The organism is Dokdonia sp., from assembly GCF_039945015.1.
In the GTDB taxonomy this organism is placed as follows: Bacteria; Bacteroidota; Bacteroidia; order Flavobacteriales; family Flavobacteriaceae; genus Dokdonia.
In genome coordinates, this window is sequence record NZ_JBDUXP010000003.1 from 47,583 (window position 1) to 64,942 (window position 17,360).

The 17,360-nt window shown below is 33.6% G+C and carries 16 protein-coding genes; all 16 read left to right on the forward strand.

Annotated elements, in window-relative coordinates:
• The first annotated feature begins 17 nt into the window (after positions 1-17).
• The 16 genes from ABJD27_RS01995 to ABJD27_RS02070 are packed head-to-tail and all read left to right on the forward strand — an operon-like array spanning position 18 to position 17,359.
• Entirely contained in the window at positions 18-1,103 is a 1,086-nt protein-coding gene (locus ABJD27_RS01995; RefSeq protein WP_348166143.1) for a glycosyltransferase, read from the forward strand.
• Positions 1,100-2,227, forward strand: coding sequence for a glycosyltransferase (locus ABJD27_RS02000; protein WP_348166146.1), 1,128 nt, complete (start codon positions 1,100-1,102; stop codon positions 2,225-2,227). The genes ABJD27_RS01995 and ABJD27_RS02000 overlap by 4 nt, the downstream gene beginning before the upstream one ends.
• A 5-nt stretch (positions 2,228-2,232) precedes the next feature.
• Positions 2,233-3,075, forward strand: a complete 843-nt coding sequence (locus ABJD27_RS02005; protein ID WP_348166149.1) for an FkbM family methyltransferase — start codon at positions 2,233-2,235, stop codon at positions 3,073-3,075.
• A gap of 20 nt (positions 3,076-3,095) precedes the next feature.
• Entirely contained in the window at positions 3,096-3,962 is an 867-nt protein-coding gene (locus ABJD27_RS02010) for a hypothetical protein (RefSeq protein ID WP_348201993.1), read from the forward strand.
• A gap of 16 nt (positions 3,963-3,978) precedes the next feature.
• A complete protein-coding gene (locus ABJD27_RS02015) occupies positions 3,979-4,992 on the forward strand; it encodes an N-acetylneuraminate synthase family protein (protein WP_348166155.1) in 1,014 nt (337 codons plus the stop codon).
• Entirely contained in the window at positions 4,985-6,142 is a 1,158-nt protein-coding gene (gene neuC, locus ABJD27_RS02020) for a UDP-N-acetylglucosamine 2-epimerase (RefSeq protein WP_348166158.1), read from the forward strand. The genes ABJD27_RS02015 and neuC overlap by 8 nt, the downstream gene beginning before the upstream one ends.
• Positions 6,142-6,840, forward strand: coding sequence for an acylneuraminate cytidylyltransferase family protein (locus tag ABJD27_RS02025; protein ID WP_348166161.1), 699 nt, complete (start codon positions 6,142-6,144; stop codon positions 6,838-6,840). Before neuC ends, ABJD27_RS02025 begins: the two co-directional genes overlap by 1 nt.
• Positions 6,840-8,534 (forward strand): asparagine synthase (glutamine-hydrolyzing), encoded by a 1,695-nt coding sequence (gene asnB, locus ABJD27_RS02030; RefSeq protein WP_348166164.1) that lies wholly within the window; start codon positions 6,840-6,842, stop codon positions 8,532-8,534. The genes ABJD27_RS02025 and asnB overlap by 1 nt, the downstream gene beginning before the upstream one ends.
• A gap of 36 nt (positions 8,535-8,570) precedes the next feature.
• Positions 8,571-9,965 carry a UDP-glycosyltransferase gene (locus ABJD27_RS02035; protein WP_348166167.1) on the forward strand — a complete coding sequence of 465 codons (1,395 nt, stop codon included), beginning with the start codon at positions 8,571-8,573 and terminating at the stop codon, positions 9,963-9,965.
• Positions 9,962-10,930 carry a hypothetical protein gene (locus ABJD27_RS02040; RefSeq protein WP_348166170.1) on the forward strand — a complete coding sequence of 323 codons (969 nt, stop codon included), beginning with the start codon at positions 9,962-9,964 and terminating at the stop codon, positions 10,928-10,930. Before ABJD27_RS02035 ends, ABJD27_RS02040 begins: the two co-directional genes overlap by 4 nt.
• Positions 10,920-12,353, forward strand: coding sequence for an MBOAT family O-acyltransferase (locus tag ABJD27_RS02045; protein WP_348166173.1), 1,434 nt, complete (start codon positions 10,920-10,922; stop codon positions 12,351-12,353). Before ABJD27_RS02040 ends, ABJD27_RS02045 begins: the two co-directional genes overlap by 11 nt.
• 9 nt (positions 12,354-12,362) lie before the next feature.
• Positions 12,363-13,244, forward strand: coding sequence for a hypothetical protein (locus ABJD27_RS02050; RefSeq protein WP_348166176.1), 882 nt, complete (start codon positions 12,363-12,365; stop codon positions 13,242-13,244).
• Positions 13,245-13,273: 29 nt separating this feature from the next.
• Complete coding sequence (locus ABJD27_RS02055) at positions 13,274-13,669, forward strand: hypothetical protein (RefSeq protein WP_348166179.1); 396 nt, start codon at positions 13,274-13,276, stop codon at positions 13,667-13,669.
• Complete coding sequence (locus tag ABJD27_RS02060) at positions 13,670-14,809, forward strand: glycosyltransferase family 4 protein (protein ID WP_348166182.1); 1,140 nt, start codon at positions 13,670-13,672, stop codon at positions 14,807-14,809.
• Positions 14,806-16,347, forward strand: a complete 1,542-nt coding sequence (locus ABJD27_RS02065) for a glycosyltransferase family A protein (RefSeq protein ID WP_348166185.1) — start codon at positions 14,806-14,808, stop codon at positions 16,345-16,347. The genes ABJD27_RS02060 and ABJD27_RS02065 overlap by 4 nt, the downstream gene beginning before the upstream one ends.
• Positions 16,340-17,359 carry a glycosyltransferase gene (locus ABJD27_RS02070; protein WP_348166188.1) on the forward strand — a complete coding sequence of 340 codons (1,020 nt, stop codon included), beginning with the start codon at positions 16,340-16,342 and terminating at the stop codon, positions 17,357-17,359. The genes ABJD27_RS02065 and ABJD27_RS02070 overlap by 8 nt, the downstream gene beginning before the upstream one ends.
• Position 17,360: the final 1 nt, after the last annotated feature.

The window sequence follows — 17,360 nt, forward strand, 5'->3', positions numbered from 1 at the left end:
TAAGTAATTAAGAGGATATGTTACTCACTATAGTTATTCCAAATCGTAATAGAAGTTTGTCTACTGTAAAACGTACACTTAATTCTATTGCTATACAACTAGATAAGCAAGTACAGGTTGTTGTTATAGATTATGGAAGTGACTCAGCATATCAGAAAGAACTTCAAACATATACTGATTCACTAGAAAAAGTACAGTTTATTCTTTGTCCCACACAAGGGCAATTATGGCAAAAAACTAGGGCGATCAACATTGTACTCAAACAATGTAAAACACCATATTTTATGGTGACAGATATGGATATGCTATTTCATCCCAGTTTTGTAGAAAAGATTCAAAAATATCTACATCCTGCTGAGGTAACCTATTTTAATGTGGGCATTCTTACCGAAGAAGAAAGTAAATTAGAAAAGTCTTTTGAAAATTATACGGTTAAGTTTTATACCAATAAAGACGCTACCGGAATGACATTGTTTCCAACAGAGATATTAAAAGATATTGGAGGTTTTGATGAATTTTATCATGGTTGGGGCTCAGAAGATACAGATGTACATGTGAGATTGCGTAATAAAGGAATTTCAGTACTTTTTAATGAAGATGAATGTCTGTTATTACATCAATGGCATCCTAAATTTTATAGATCCAAAGAAAGTACAGCGCCTTATCACCCAACTTTAGAGCGCGTTAATTATGAGTATATTAAGCTTTCGCGAAAGCATAAAAAAATAAAAGCAAATAGCAAGGAAGATTGGGGTCTTATGCCAGACGAGTCTCAATATCAAGCACTCAAAACACCTAAAACAAATGTTGATTGTGTGAGTACGCTGGATGCAGTTACGGCACTTTGCTTTCAATTGTCAGAAGGTGTTTGGAATGGAGTTGTTCAATTTAATATACAACCACATCCAGATCAAAAAACAATCAAAACAAAGGCAAAACAAGTGCTTAAAAAGAAAACGCCTCTTTTTATTTCTTTAGAAGAAGCAAATAGTAAATTGCTTGAAACCATTATTACAAAATATCGTAATGCACCTTACCAATACTCTTTTGATAGAACAAAAGAAAAAATTATCTGTACTATAAACCTATTACAGTCGCTATGAGAATACTAATGGTATCTATGAACTCTATCCATTTTAGGAGATGGACTTCCCAACTTAAAGATGCGGGACATGAAGTATATTGGTTTGATATCTTAGGAGCAGGAGGTAATATTAAAGAACTTGATTGGGTTTCACAAAAAACAGATTGGCGCCTTAGAATACAAAAAGGACGTTATTTATTAAAGAAAATCCCTTTTTTAAAGAAGTTTATAGAACGTGATGTAGCTAAATCTTTTGAAAATTATGTAGTAGAAATACAACCAGATATAGTACATAGTTTTGTGTTATACATGTCTTGCGTCCCTATACTTAATGTGATGAAAAAATATACCCATATAAAATGGCTATATTCAGCTTGGGGAAACGATCTTTATTTCTATCAGCATGACCCCAAGTATAAGAAAGGTATTGATCTTGTACTACCACATCTTGATTATATGTTTGCAGATTGTAAAAGAGATTTAATCCTAGCAGAGAAACTAGGGTTTAAAGGAAAATCATTAGGTGATTATCCTGGAGGAGGAGGATATCACTTTGATTTAATAGAAGAAGATATAAAACCAATATCTGAACGAGAAGGTATATTAGTAAAAGGATATCAAGGAGAGAAACATAGAGGACTTAATGTATTAAAAGCATTAGAAAAGATGCCAGAAACTCCAAAAATCACTTTTTTTTCTACAGATCACTCATTGATACGTTATTACAATTCTTCAGAGTCTCTTAAGAAAAAAGACATTACCTTTTTTACACAAAAAGAAGGACTTAATCATAAAGAACTTTGTAGACTCATGAATAGATCCCTTATTTATATAGGAAATAATCTATCAGATGGGATGCCTAATACAATGCTAGAGGCAATATGTTTTGGAGCATTCCCTATACAATCAAATCCAGGAGGGGCTTCAGCAGAGATTATTGATGAAGGTATAAACGGATTGCTTATTGAAAATTGTGAAGACATAGATGAGATTGCTCATAAACTAGAAGAGTCTTTAACAAATGATCAAATGCTTCAGAGCGCATTCGAAAATAATATGAAAATTAGAACGAAACTAGCCTATTCGTTTATAAGAAAACAAGTTCTGAATCAATATGATTTAATAGAAAAAAATAATAGTTAATTAGCATGAATAGAATCCTCAAAAAAAATACCAATAGGGTATTAAATTTTATTTTTAGAACCGTAAAAGACTATCATAAAAGGGCACGTATTGTAACGCGAGTTAGCAAGCTTTATATAAATAAAAATAACGTTGTAGAGTATGATGATACGTTTGGAATGTACTGGCAAAAACATAACAAAACCTATCTTCAAATAGATAAAAAACCTATTTATGATTTTAGTTTACATAAATATGAGAAGCGGTTTGATAGCATGTTTGGTCGTAAGTACAATATTAAAAAAGGAGATGTTATTATAGACTTAGGAGCGGGAATAGGAGCAGAACTGCCTTTTTACTATAACCGTATGGAGAAAGAAGGTCATATATATGCTATAGAAGCAAGTAGAGATTCTTTTTTGAAATTAGAGAAGTTTCATAAAATGAATTTTTTTAATAAAAATATTTCATTGCACCATATAGCTATTTCTGATAAGCCAGGGACTGTCTGGATAGAAGAAACAACTATGTATAAAGCAAACCAGATCAATTCTGAAAAAAAAGGATTAGAAGTAAAAGCATTAACACTAGATGAATTTGTAGAAGAACATAACATTACTACGATTGATCTCCTTAAAATGAATATAGAAGGTGCAGAATTGCAAGTAATACAAGGAATGGCTGTATCTGTAAAACTAGTAGAGAATTTTGCAATATCATGTCATGATTTTCTATTTGAAGAAGAGACAAATATTAAAGAAACAATAAAAAGTTTCTTTGAAAATAATGGATTTAAAGTAGAAGAAATTGATACCGGAAATAAATACATAGATAGTTGGATTTTCGGAAAACGAATAAAAAACATATAAAATTGGGCTTAACAAAAAATATGATCCTACTATTGATGAGTTCAAAATTCAAGCATGCATTGAATTTTGAAAACACGGTGATGATAGGAAGACAAAATATGCATATTGGTCATCAACAGTTACAAGATTGTTTAACTAAATTTGATTACAAAGATGCAGATGTAACAAAGATAATGTCTAAGCAAGAGACAGATACTAACATCTATGCAGAAGGACTATTTAAAACATTAGGAGCTAGCAAAGTAGATGCTGTTGACGCATCAACATATGAAAACGCATCCATCATTCATGATATGAATGAACCTATACCAGATCGTCATAAAGAAGGATATGATGTAGTTGTTGATTCTGGAACATTAGAACATGTCTTTAACTTTCCACAGGCAATAAAAAACTGCATGGAAATCACTGCTGTAGGAGGACATTTTATAGGTATTTACCCTTGTAATAACTTCTTTGGACATGGGTTTTATCAATTTAGTTCTGAAACTTTTTATAGAGTATTATCTGATGATAATGGATTTGAGGTAAAAGACGTTATTATTTTTGTAGATGAGCCTAACGGTGCGTTTTATAGCATTCCAGATACAAGCGAAGAACACCATCGTATCACATTTAAAAATTCAAAACCAGTGCTTTTATATGTGATTGCTAAGAGATTAGAGAAGAAACCAATTCTTGTTAAAAACCCTCAACAGATGGATTATGCTGCCATGAAATGGAAAGGGAACAAACCAGTTAAAAAAACAGTTAAAAAGAGAGCAACCCTTAAAAGTAAAACTCCGCAGTATTTTAAAAATATTATTAAGGCAGTTCTTAATAAAAAGACCCATGATGATAGATCATACTTCAATAGGTCATATTTCAAATCATATACACTTAAGTAATCATTAAAGATAAATAATGGATGCAACCCCTTTTATCATAGTAGAAATAGCACAAGCACATAACGGAAGCATACAAAAAGTATATGACTACATAGATGCTCTTTCTGGAACAGGAATAGATGCCATTAAGTTTCAAACACATATTGCAGAGGCAGAAAGTAGTATCCATGAGCCTTTCAGAGTGAAGTTTTCAGATCAAGATGCTACTCGTTTTGACTATTGGAAACGCATGGAGTTTTCTAAAGACCAATGGGTAGAAATAAAAAAACGATGTGATCAAGCAGGATTGGAGTTTATGTCGTCTCCTTTTAGTAATGCAGCCGTAGATTTGCTAGAAGAAATAGGCGTACAACGTTACAAAATAGGATCAGGAGAAGTCAATAACTTTTTGTTATTAGAAAAAATTGCAGCGACAGGAAAACCTGTCATTGTTTCCTCAGGGATGAGTTCTTTTGCAGAGCTAGATGAAACAGCTGTATTTCTAAATAGTAAAAATGTAAACTTTTCTATTTTACAGTGCACTACAAGCTACCCTACAGCGCCAGAACAATACGGTCTAAATGTGATACAAAAATTAAAAGATCGATATCGGGTGCCTATTGGCTATTCAGATCATTCGGCAGATATAGGACCCTGTATCGCTGCCACTGCATTAGGAGCTGAAATTTTAGAATTCCATGCCGTATTTAATCATACTGATTTTGGACCAGATGCTACCTCTTCTATAGAAATTAAAGATATTCCTATGTTAGTGAAGAGTATTCGGGATATTGCGCTTTCGCGAAAGCATCCTATTGATAAGTCCAATAATAGTCAATATGCCGAATTAAAACGTATTTTTGAAAAATCCTTGTCGGTAAACAAAGATCTACCAAAAGGACATATACTCACTTTTGATGATCTAGAAGCAAAAAAGCCAAAAGGCTTTGGTATAGATGCTTCTAAATTTCAAATGCTTATTGGAAAACCAATACGCAAAGAATTAAAAAAGTGGGACTTTCTAACCGAATCTGATATTGAGAATGAGTAACCGAAAAGTATGTGTGGTTATCACGGCAAGACCTTCCTATAGTAGGATAAAGACAGCCTTACAAGCCATAAAAGAACACCCAAATTTAGAATTACAACTCGTTATTGCTGGCGCTGCTTTATTGGGCCGTTATGGCAATGCGGTAGACTATATAGAACAGGATGGTTTTGAAATTGCAGAGAAAGTATTTATGGTACTGGAAGGTGAGAATAAAACTGCTATGGCAAAAACGACGGGGCTTGGTGTGATGGAACTTGCCACCGTTTTTTATAAACTACAACCAGATATGGTGGTTACCATTGCAGATCGCTTTGAAACCATTGCAACCTCTATTGCCGCAGCATATCAAAATATACCATTGGTACATATTCAAGGAGGTGAAGTCACAGGAAACATAGATGAGAAAGTACGCCATGCAAATACCAAACTGGCAGATATACATCTAGTGGCTAGTGAAAACGCAAAAACAAGAGTTCTCAAACTTGGAGAAGCAGAAAATAAAGTTTTTAATACAGGTTGCCCATCTATAGATATTGCAAAAACAGTTAAAGAAAACCCTGCACTAGATTTTGATCCTTCACAAAAATATGGAGGTGTAGGAGCAAGTATTGTACAAGGAGATGATTATCTCGTTGTGATGCAACATCCTGTAACAACAGAGTATGGAGCTGCAAAAGAAGATGTTCTTAAAACCTTAGAAGTGGTTCATAAATTAGGCATTTCTACGTATTGGTTTTGGCCCAATGTAGACGCAGGATCTGACGGAACGAGTAATGGGATTAGAAGTTTTCGCGAAAGCGTAAACCCAAAGAACATCCGTTTCTTTAAAAATATGGAACCTAATGACTTCTTGAAATTACTCGCCAATTCAAAATGCTTGATTGGTAATAGTAGTGTTGGAATACGAGAATGTGCATATCTAGGAGTTCCTGTTGTAAATATAGGAACAAGACAACACGGAAGAGATCGAGGAGCCAATGTGATTGACGTAGATTATACAAAAGAGGCAATACAAGCTGCTATAGAACAACAAATTAAGACAACAGTGATTCCTTCTTCATCTATTTATGGAGACGGAAATGCCGGAGGAAAAATTGCAGATATTCTAGCTGCCTGCGAGTTGTCATACCACAAAACGATTACCTATTAATGAAAGTACTAGGCCTCATACCCGCTAGAGGAGGAAGCAAAGGAATACCTGGTAAAAACAAAAAATTACTAGGAGGAAAACCCTTGTTACAATTTACAATAGAAGCGGGGTTGCAGTCTACAAAATTAGATACACTTATCTTTTCCTCAGAAGATGAGGAGTTAATGTCATTAGCTCGTGATTTGGGTGCTTCAGTACCATTTACACGCCCACAACAACTTGCCGAAGATAATTCGGGATCACTTGGTGTTGTGAAGCATGCTTTACAGTTTATGCAATCTCAAGGTAAGCACTATGACGCTGTTTGTTTATTACAAGTAACCAACCCTTTTAGGAGTGCAGAACGTATAGATGATGCTATTACCGCTTTCGCGAAAGCAAACACAGATTCTTTAGTATCTGTATTGAAAGTACCTCATGAATACAACCCACATTGGGTATTTGAAGCCTCAGAAAATGGCGTGTTAAAAATTGCAACAGGCGAAACAGATATTATAAAACGCAGACAAGACTTACCTGATGCCTATATACGTGACGGCGCTATTTATATTACCAAAAGTGATGTGCTTTTAGAACAAAACTCTTTGTATGGATCAAGTATTAGTTACATTGAGTCTGATCCACAATGGCATGTGAATATTGACACGATGGAAGATTGGAAAATAGCAGAAGAACTTGTCAAAAAGTTTCAAGGCTAATGTGTGGTATCACGGGAATCATAGGAGATAAAGCATCTCAAGAACATCTAGATGCGATGCTTCAAGCACAGGCACATCGAGGACCAGATGATACAGGGAAATATATTGAAAAGGGCATTTGTTTAGGACATAATAGACTCGCTATTATAGATTTATCTGCAGCTGCAAATCAACCGTTTTTTTCTCAAGATAAAAGATACACCATTGTTTTTAATGGAGAGATTTATAACTATCTAGAACTTAAAAAAGAATTAGAGGCTACCTATTCTTTTACAACAAATTCAGATACGGAAGTCTTATTAACTGCATATCAAAAGTGGGGAACCGCATGTCTTTCTAAACTCAACGGAATGTTTGCATTTGCGATTTGGGATACAGAAGAGCAACAACTTTTTGCGGCTAGAGATCGTTTTGGAGTGAAGCCATTTTATTATACAATTGTAGATGATACCTTTTATTTTGCATCAGAGATTAAGAGTTTATTTGCGACGGGTATTTCTAAATCACCTAACGAATCTGTATGGGCTAGTTATTTTGCGTACGGAAGCTACGGAATGCCTTATGAGACTTTTTGGGAAAGAATACACCAATTACCAGGGAGTCATTTTCTATACTATAAAAAGGAAAAGTTAGATATACATCGTTGGTACAATTTTGAAGAAGCTATAAAGAAGTATGATTTACAACTTTCTTTTGAAACAGTGAAAGCACGATATCTGCAATTGCTAGATGATAGTATCAAGCTTCGTTTTAGAGCAGATGTACCTATAGGTTTTAACGTGAGTGGAGGCTTGGATAGTTCGGCGTTATTAGCGTTGGTCAATCGATTAGATAATGGAGAAAATATAGAAGCGTTTACGTTCTACACAGGAGATGATCGTTATGATGAACTTCCTTGGGTAGAAGGTCTTATTAAACATACAGAAAATCCGCTAATTAAAGTAAAACTAGAGGTAACACATCTGGCGCAATTGGCAGAAGAAATGAGTATGCAGCAAGACGAACCTTATGGCGGTGTACCTACCGTTGCATATGGCGAACTTTTTAAAGAGGCTAAAACAAAAGGAGTTAAAGTGCTTCTGGATGGTCAAGGAATGGATGAGCAATGGGCAGGATATGATTATTATACCAAGAAAACCAATAGTGTCATTCAAGGGGTATCAAAATCACCTTTCAGAACAGAGGTGCTTTCATCAGAATTTTTTGCGAAAGCTAAAAAACCAGAATACCCAACACCTTTTAAAGATCGCATCTTAAATTTGCAATATCGAGATTTATTTTACACCAAAATCCCAAGAGCACTTCGTTTTAATGATCGTGTGTCTATGCAAGCGAGCACAGAGTTACGAGAGCCTTTTTTGGATTATCGATTGGTGGAGTTTGCATTTGCACAACCATTAGTATACAAAATTAATAAGGGTGTACAGAAATATGTATTACGATCTATTGTGTCAGAATATTTATCTGATAGCATTACCTATGCTCCTAAGAGACCTTTGCAAACACCACAAAGAGAATGGCTCGCAGAAGACCTGAAAGAATGGGTAAACACTGCTATTGAAGCTTTAAAAGGACATTCTTGGTTTGATCATAAGAAACTAAAGGAAGAGTGGACAGCATACATAAACGGAGATCAAGATAGTAGTTTTCATATTTGGCAATGGGTCAATACGAGCTTATTAATTCAGAAATAATAAGCTTATTTACAGAAAAAAGTAGTTTTGTAGTATATGGGTAAGAAAAAACTTTTTGTGTTATTACCAGATGGCGTAAGTCTTCGAAACTTTGCGTACACTTCTTTTTATAAAGAAGGGAAAGCAAAAGGCTATGATGTTGTTTTTTGGAACAATACAGCTTTTGATTTAGAATCATTAGGATTTACTCAAATCAATATTAGAAATCAAAAATTACATAGACTTACAGATATTTTAAAAGCAGCGCGTACAAGAATAGAACTTGCGTTATATATAGAACGAGAAGGGGATTCGATATATCAAGGGTATATATTTCCGCTTTCTTATAGAAACATTAAGGCAAGAGTCAAAAGTGTATTGATACGATGGTATGTATATCGTTACGGTTCAGAAAAAGGGTTGAATAGACTTCGAGATAGAATGAAACGTCAAGAACGAGAAGGAACCTATTATGAGTATTGTACAAGAATATTAAAAGAACACCAACCAGATGTAGTGTTTTGTACAAGTCAGCGATCCGTGCAGACTATAGCCCCTATACTTGCGGCTCAAGATCTTGATATCCCTACTGCGGCATTTATATTTTCTTGGGATAATGTACCTAAGGCAACGACACTTCTAGAAACTGATTATTATTTTGCGTGGAGTGAATTAATGAAGCATGAATTATTGCATTATAATAAGTACATCACAGAGAAACAAATTGTTATTACAGGAACTCCACAGTTTACCCCACATTATGAACAAGATCGTATAAAAGATAGAGCGACATTTTGTAAAGAAATAGGAGTTGATACTTCTGTGAAGTTTTTATGTTTTAGTGGAGATGATTATACAACCTCACCCAAAGATGAACTTTACTTACGAGATGTGGCACAAGGAGCTAGAGAGAGTACGTCAAGAGGAATTCCGTGTACCATTATTTTTAGACGATGCCCTGTAGATTTTTCAGATAGGTATGATGCTGTTTTAAGTGAATACGTAGATGTTGTTGTAGAGGTGAAACCTAAATGGAAAAAAATCGGAGATGCTTGGAATACGATTCTCCCAACGGCAGAAGATGTGAACCTGCAGGTTAATTTATTAGCACATGCTGAAGGTGTCATAAATTTAGGATCTAGTATGGTCTTTGACGCTATTGCTCATGAAAAACCATGTGCATATATGAATTATAATTATTTAAATGATGCTATAGCTTATGAGTCTGGAGTATATGTGTATGATTTTGTGCATTTTAGATCAATGCCTTCTAAAGAGGCAGTTATTTGGTTAGATCATCCAGATAGTATCGCCGATGCATTAAAAGTCATGCTAGAAGGTGCTCCTAAAACCATAAAAGCAGCACAAGATTGGTTTGGAATTATAAATAAACAACCTGCTACAGATGCATCTCAAAGGATTTGGAGTGGAATAAAAAAGATATGTTTGTGAAGCGTTTTTTTTTGCATATCGTATCTATAGTTGGTTGTGTTCTTATACTTACATTTTCACTAGGATATATAGTTAATCAGGGTTTAATTCATATACAAGATAGTAGGTTTCAAGAATGGAATGCAATATTAGATGGCGATATAAATGCAGAGGTAGTAGTTTTAGGGAGTTCTAGAGGTGTTGTAAGTTATGATCCTACGATTATTAGTAATTCGCTAGGGCTAACTACCCATAACTTGTCTTATAATGCAGGTTCTTATAACTTACAAATAGACAAGTATAATATATATAGAAATAAAAATCGATCGCCTAAAATTATTATTCAAAATATAGATTTATCTCATTTTTCACCTTCTACACATATTCCTAATACTATAGATTTATTACCGCATACAAATATGGCTTCAGTAGAAGATTTATTTAATAAGTATAAAAGCGATAGTAAGGTTGCTAGGAATTTTGGTGTTGTTAAATATTCAAATTATAGCAGATATTTGTTAAAAGGGATTTACCAATTTTTTGGAATATCACAAAAGGTTGGTTTTCATGATAAAGGACATGCTAGTGTAGATAAAAAGTATAAAGAGGATACGAGTAATCTATACAAATTAAAAGAGTTAGCGTCTACAAATACTTATGAAAATATAGAAAAGGGATTTGTAGAAACTCTTCAGTTTACTAAGGAGCAATCAAAAAATTGTGATTTTGTTTTTGTTAGTTGGTTGCCAGAATATAAAGATCGTTTTGAAATTAATAGTGCTTATACAAAAAAGTTAAAAGAGCGTATTAAGGCATGGTCTGATACTAATGAACGGATTTATTTTATAGACCTTACTCATTATGATAGTATTATGTATCATAAAAAATATTTTTATGATAGCTTTCATCTTAATAAAAGGGGAGCAGAGGTAATCAGTAAAGGACTCTCAGGAGAAATTAATAAAATAATTAAGGATGTTTTTTAATTCAATAGAATATCTCATTTTTTTGCCAGTATGTTTTATACTATACTGGTTTGTTGTACAGCGTCATTTAAAGTTACAGAATGCATTTGTTCTTGTAATTAGTTATATCTTTTATGGATGGTGGGACTGGCGCTTTTTATCTTTAATCGCCTTTAGTACTGTAGTAGATTATACTGTAGGGATCTATATGGAGAAAACTTCTTCTAGCTCAAAGCGACGATGGTTACTTGCCATATCCCTAATTGTAAATCTAGGACTTCTTGGTTTTTTTAAATACTACAATTTTTTTGTAGATAGTTGGGTGACTGCATTTTCAGAATTGGGTATCGAGATGCATTCTAGCACCCTTAAGATTATCCTTCCAGTAGGTATTTCTTTCTACACATTTCAGACATTAAGTTATACCATAGACATCTATAGAGAGCAATTAAAACCTTCAAGAAATTTTATCAATTTTGCAGCTTATGTTGCTTTCTTTCCTCAACTAGTTGCAGGGCCTATTGAACGAGCGAAGAACTTACTACCTCAGTTTTCGCGAAAGCGTATTTTTAATGAAGAACAAGCAATCTCTGGATTGAATCTGATTGTATGGGGGTTATTTCAAAAAATTGTAATAGCAGATAGCTGTGCCATCTATGTAAATGCCATTTTTGATGATTATGAAAACTTGAATACAACAACCTTACTATTAGGTGCCTTTTATTTTGCTTTTCAGATTTATGGAGACTTTGCAGGATATTCTAATATCGCTATAGGTACAGCAAGATTGTTTGGGTTTAACTTAATGCGTAATTTTAATTATCCATATTTTTCTAGAAATATCGCAGAGTTTTGGAGACGATGGCATATATCGTTATCTACTTGGTTTAGAGATTATGTATACATCCCTTTAGGAGGATCAAGAGGAAGTAGATTTCAACAACTGCGTAACGTTGCTATTATATTTTTAGTAAGTGGGTTCTGGCATGGTGCAAACTGGACTTTTGTAGTTTGGGGAGGATTACACGCGTTGTTTTTTATTCCTGTATTAATGACCAATACAAACAGGAACTATTTAGATCAAGCAGCTCAAAATCGTTTGTTTCCTAGTATAAAAGAAGTGTTTCAAATAGGAATTACTTTTGTGATAGTACTTATCGCTTGGATATTTTTTAGAGCAGAGACGGTTTCAGAAGCTTTCACATATATAAGTAGGTTGTTTACAAACGCTCATTTTTCTATAGAATATTTGAGTATAGATAGGTATAGTGTAGAAATGCTGTTGATTGTTGGTATTTTTATTATAATCGAATGGTTTCACAGAAAATATGAACATCCGTTTGTTGGCCGTCTTAAATGGCTTAAGATTGCCTTTATCATTTTAATGTTGCTTACGTTGGGAGTATACTCTGATCATCAAGATTTTATTTATTTTCAATTCTAAAGAATAAACATGAAAAAGTACTTTAGCTATTTGGGAATCTTACTAAGTATAGTCGTGGTAAGTAGTATCGTGTTGCAAAAAGTATATTACAACCATTTTACAACACATCCTCCTAAAAATAAGTTGGAAGAGATGATACGACTTACAGATACATATTATGATATTATTTTTGTAGGATCATCTAGAGTAGAGAGGCATGTAGATTGTGAAATCATTACTAAGCTAACAGGAAAATCTTGTGCTAATTTTGGATATTCAGGATTAGAACTTATGGATATTGATGTATTGTTTTCGTTTTTTGAAAAAAATAATGTAACCTATGATAATGCTTTTGTACAGGTAGATTATTCATATGCTAGACGTAAGCATTCGGCAAACTTTAAAGCAGCAATAGTCCCATATATGAATTGGGATGTCGTACAGAAATCTCTAGCAACTTCTTCCGAAAATAATACACACCTAAGTCTTCCTTTTACAGGGTTTATAACAAATGATGTACGGTATAACCTAAGAGAGATAGGAGTCAATTTGTTTACAGAAAAGCCAAAAGAAGATTTTAATTATAGCGTAGCATCCTTAGACGGAGAAAATACAAGAGTACTGCGTAATTTCCCATCCAAGTATACAGGGAAGCATCACTCCTTAGAAAGGTTAATTCATTCTGAAAAATTTAAAGCGGGTAACTTGCATTTTTTTATTAGTCCATATTGCCCTATTGTACCTAATAGAAATTACCATACACAATTGGCAAATGAGTATCCGTTTATAACGGATTATACAGCTCTTTTTGATGATAAAATAGAAATGTATAGAGATTGTGGACATCTTAATAAAAGTGGAGCAGCTTTATTTACAAATCATATAGTGCTTGATCTTTTAAGTAAGCAATAATTATATTTTCAGTTTTAATGAAAAACTTTTTGTTACATATAATCACTGTCTTAAGTATTACACTTTGTTTGTCTTTTATCTTTGACAGTCATAATGAATGGCTTCCAAAAGATGAAAATAATCTAAAAAACACACCCCCAAATACAATCCCTATTGTAATAAATAATAATCCAGAAGTTGATGATTTAAAAAAGAGTGTAAATTTGCTTACAAATACTGTTTTTTGGTTTGCTCCTTCTTATTGTTTAGAGAAGAATAACCGTTTTATAATTCCAGCATTAAAAGAAGAAATATCAGATATGGTCAATTACATTGATTTTTTTGATGGTAGGGAAGATTATTTTTTTAATTGTGACTATATCAATAAAGAAGGTGTAGTATTATTTACAGAACATATCGTTAACGATCCTTTACTCAATAAATAAATGCATATTGCCTTCCTCACTCCAGAATATCCACATTCACGTATAAAACGTGCAGCAGGAATAGGCACAAGTATTAAAAATCTTGCTATTGCGCTTTCGCGAAAGCGTATACAAGTAACCATATTTGTTTACAGTCAATCTGAAGATGCGGTGTTGGAAGATCAAGGCGTTACCTTACACCTTATCAAACATAAAAAGTATCCAATAGGTGGGTGGTATTTGTATCGTAAATATGTGAATCACTATATAAACCGCACTGTAAAGAGTCAAAATATTCATGCTATAGAAGCACCCGATTGGACAGGAATGACAGCCTTTATGAAATTTAAGATTCCTGTAGTGATAAGACTCCACGGATCAGACACCTATTTCTGTCATTTAGAAGGGAGACCTCAGAAAAAGAAAAATTTTCATTTTGAGAAAAAAGCGCTTTTGGGTGCAGATCATATTTTATCAGTAAGTACATTTACAGCAGAAAAAACAAAAGAACTCTTTCGTTTAAAAGACACGATTACAACCATACATAATGGTGTAGATATTACACTATTTACACCAGACCATAGTACAATTATCCCTAAGTCGATTTTATATTTTGGAAGTGTTATTCGTAAAAAAGGAGTATTAGCACTTGCTGAAGCTTTTAATACGGTATTTCTAAAAGAACCAAAAGCACAGTTAACGTTTATAGGAAAAGATGTTAAAGATGCAAAAACAGGAACATCTACAATAACATTATTAAAATCAATTTTAAATAAAGACGCACTAGAAAATACAACGTTTATAGCTCAAATCCCGTATAGCGAAGTTGCAGATGCTATTCGAAAATCTCAAGTCGTATGCTTGCCAAGTTATGCAGAGGCATTTCCTATGACCTGGCTTGAAGCTATGGCATTAGAAAAAGCCATGGTTACCTCAGATATCGGTTGGGCAAAAGAATTAATGATAAATGGCGTGACGGGTTATGCAACCCATCCAGACGATACACAAAAATTATCTGACGGGATTATTAAACTGTTACAAGATCTAGAAATGTCTAAAAAAATGGGATCTCAAGCAAGAGAACATATTCTGAATCATTTTACACAAGATCAAATCGCACAAAAGAATATCAAATTTTATAAAGAAATTACCAATTCATGATTTTTTTATACCACATACATGATGAGGTACAAGAAGTAATCGATCTATCTGGTAAAGTGATACAGATAGAAGATAGAAAACCTGCTAATGCCATGATAACGTTAGCAAATCGTTTTCCCGATCAATGGATTGTTTGGTGTCACACATCTAATAAATCATTGCTTACTATAAAAGAGCTACCAGAACTATTGCATCACCATAGATTAATGATGAGTTATGGTAACACAGAAGACCCTTTCCTTTCAAGTGCAATAGGATATATAGAAGATTCTCCTTTTCTAAAAATGAATGGTACAAATACATACCCAACTTGGTGTATGAGTAGTGCTGTAGGGGCAATACATAGTAGTGTATTACGATTAACGGGAAATGTGATTACAACACACAGAGGGTTTGATTATTTTTTGAATTCGCTTGCGCGAAAAAGTCAAAAGCAAGGACTTCTTTGCTATCATGAACCCCGGTTATTACAAGCTACTTATAAAGAAAACTCTATAAAAAAGGCGAGTATACAATCACAATACGCTTTTGTAAAGGAGCACTTTAAAGTACAATGGCTTTTCTTTATGTTACTATGCCATATAAGATATGAAAATAAACGTCCTTTTATAGCATGTCTTTCTGCACTTCTATTTGTTAGAAAAAAGAATGTATTGGTAGAAATAAAAAGTATACCTATTCAGTCTACCAAGAACATAATAAACGATTTTGATGTAGATGTAATTATACCAACATTAGGCAGGAAAAAATATTTATATGATGTTCTTACCGACTTTTCTAATCAGAAAATAGTACCCAAGAAGGTCATTATTGTTGAGCAGAATCCAGATCCAACAAGTAGTTCAGAATTAGATTATATCACAAAAGAAACTTGGCCATTTATAATAGATCATCAATTTATACATCAGACAGGAGCTTGCAATGCAAGGAATATAGCATTAGAAAAAACAACGTCAGATTGGATTTTTCTTTTTGATGATGATAATAGGTTTAAAGCAAATCTTCTTGAAGAAATAGCAACTGCGATTAAAGAGACGGGATCTTACTGTATTAATATGTCGTATCTCCAAAAAGGAGAAGTCGAAAAAAATGTAACCTATAAACAATGGGAGACCTTTGGATCTGGTTGCTCAATAGTACATAAGAATATTATAGAAGAAACTTCCTTTGATATGGCCTTAGAACATGGATATGGAGAGGATGTAGATTTTGGAATGCAAATCCGTCATGCAGGATATGATGTTATTTATGCTCCACAGATACAAATCTTACATCTTAAAGCCCCAATAGGTGGGTTTAGGAGTTTACCCAAATTTCCTTGGCAAGAAGATGTGGTACTTCCTAAACCGGCGCCACAAATTATGTTTCATCGTACAAAAAATACAACTCCAGTCCAGCTTAAAGGGTATAAAATTGTACTTTTTATTAAGTATTATTTTAGGCAACGTATTAAAAACCCGTTTTCTTATTTTTCATACTTTAAGAAAGCTTGGAACAATAGTGTAAATTGGTCTAAAAAACTACCTGTAGATGTATAACACCCGTATAAGTTTAATCGTTTGTACGTATATGCGCCCCATTGCAATATGCACGCTATTAGATAGTGTCGAGTTGCAATCAAAATACCCTGATGAAATTTTAATCATAGATGGGTCTACCAATGATGAAACAGAAGACCGCTTTCGCAAAAGCAAATACAAGAACCTTTCCTATTATAAAGTTCCTCCAGAGCACAGAGGACTTACAAAACAACGTAATTTTGGTATTGCATTAGTAGGAGATACCATTGAAGTTGTTTGCTTTTTAGATGATGATATTGTCTTAGAAGCTACGTACTTTGAAGAGATTGTAAAAACGTATCAAAAATACCCAGAAGCATTAGGAGTAGGGGGATACATTATAAATGAAACTTCTTGGAAAGAAGTAGGAGCCCCATTTACACCGGCTATAAATCAATTTTATTATGATGGATATGTACGTTCTGATGGTTCTCGATTTGTACTCCGTAAAAAACTAGGATTAGATTCTGATAAAATACCAGGTTTTTTACCTGATTTTTCTCACGGAAGATCTATTAGTTTTTTACCACCTTCAGGTAGAATGTATCAAGTAGAACAACTTATGGGTGGTGTTGCTTCTTATAAAATGAGTGCGCTCCAAACTCAAAAATTTTCAGAATATTTTGAAGGGTATGGGCTATATGAAGATGCCGATTTTACATTACGACTATCAAAAAAAGGAGCATTATATATAAATACAAATGCACAATTGCACCACCATCACCACCCAGATGGACGTCCTAATAAATTTAATTATGGCAAAATGGTGGTGCGCAATGGTTGGTATATTTGGAGAGTAAAATATCCTAAACCTACAATAAAAGCAAGATTAAAATGGAATCTTACATCAGGATTACTCACATTAATACGTTTTAGTAATAGTCTCACAAAAAATAAAAAAGCAAGGACAGAAGCGTTTACAGAAGCCTTAGGAAGAGTAATAGGATGGTTGAGTTTATTCTTTAATAAACCAAGAATTGAAAATAAATAAG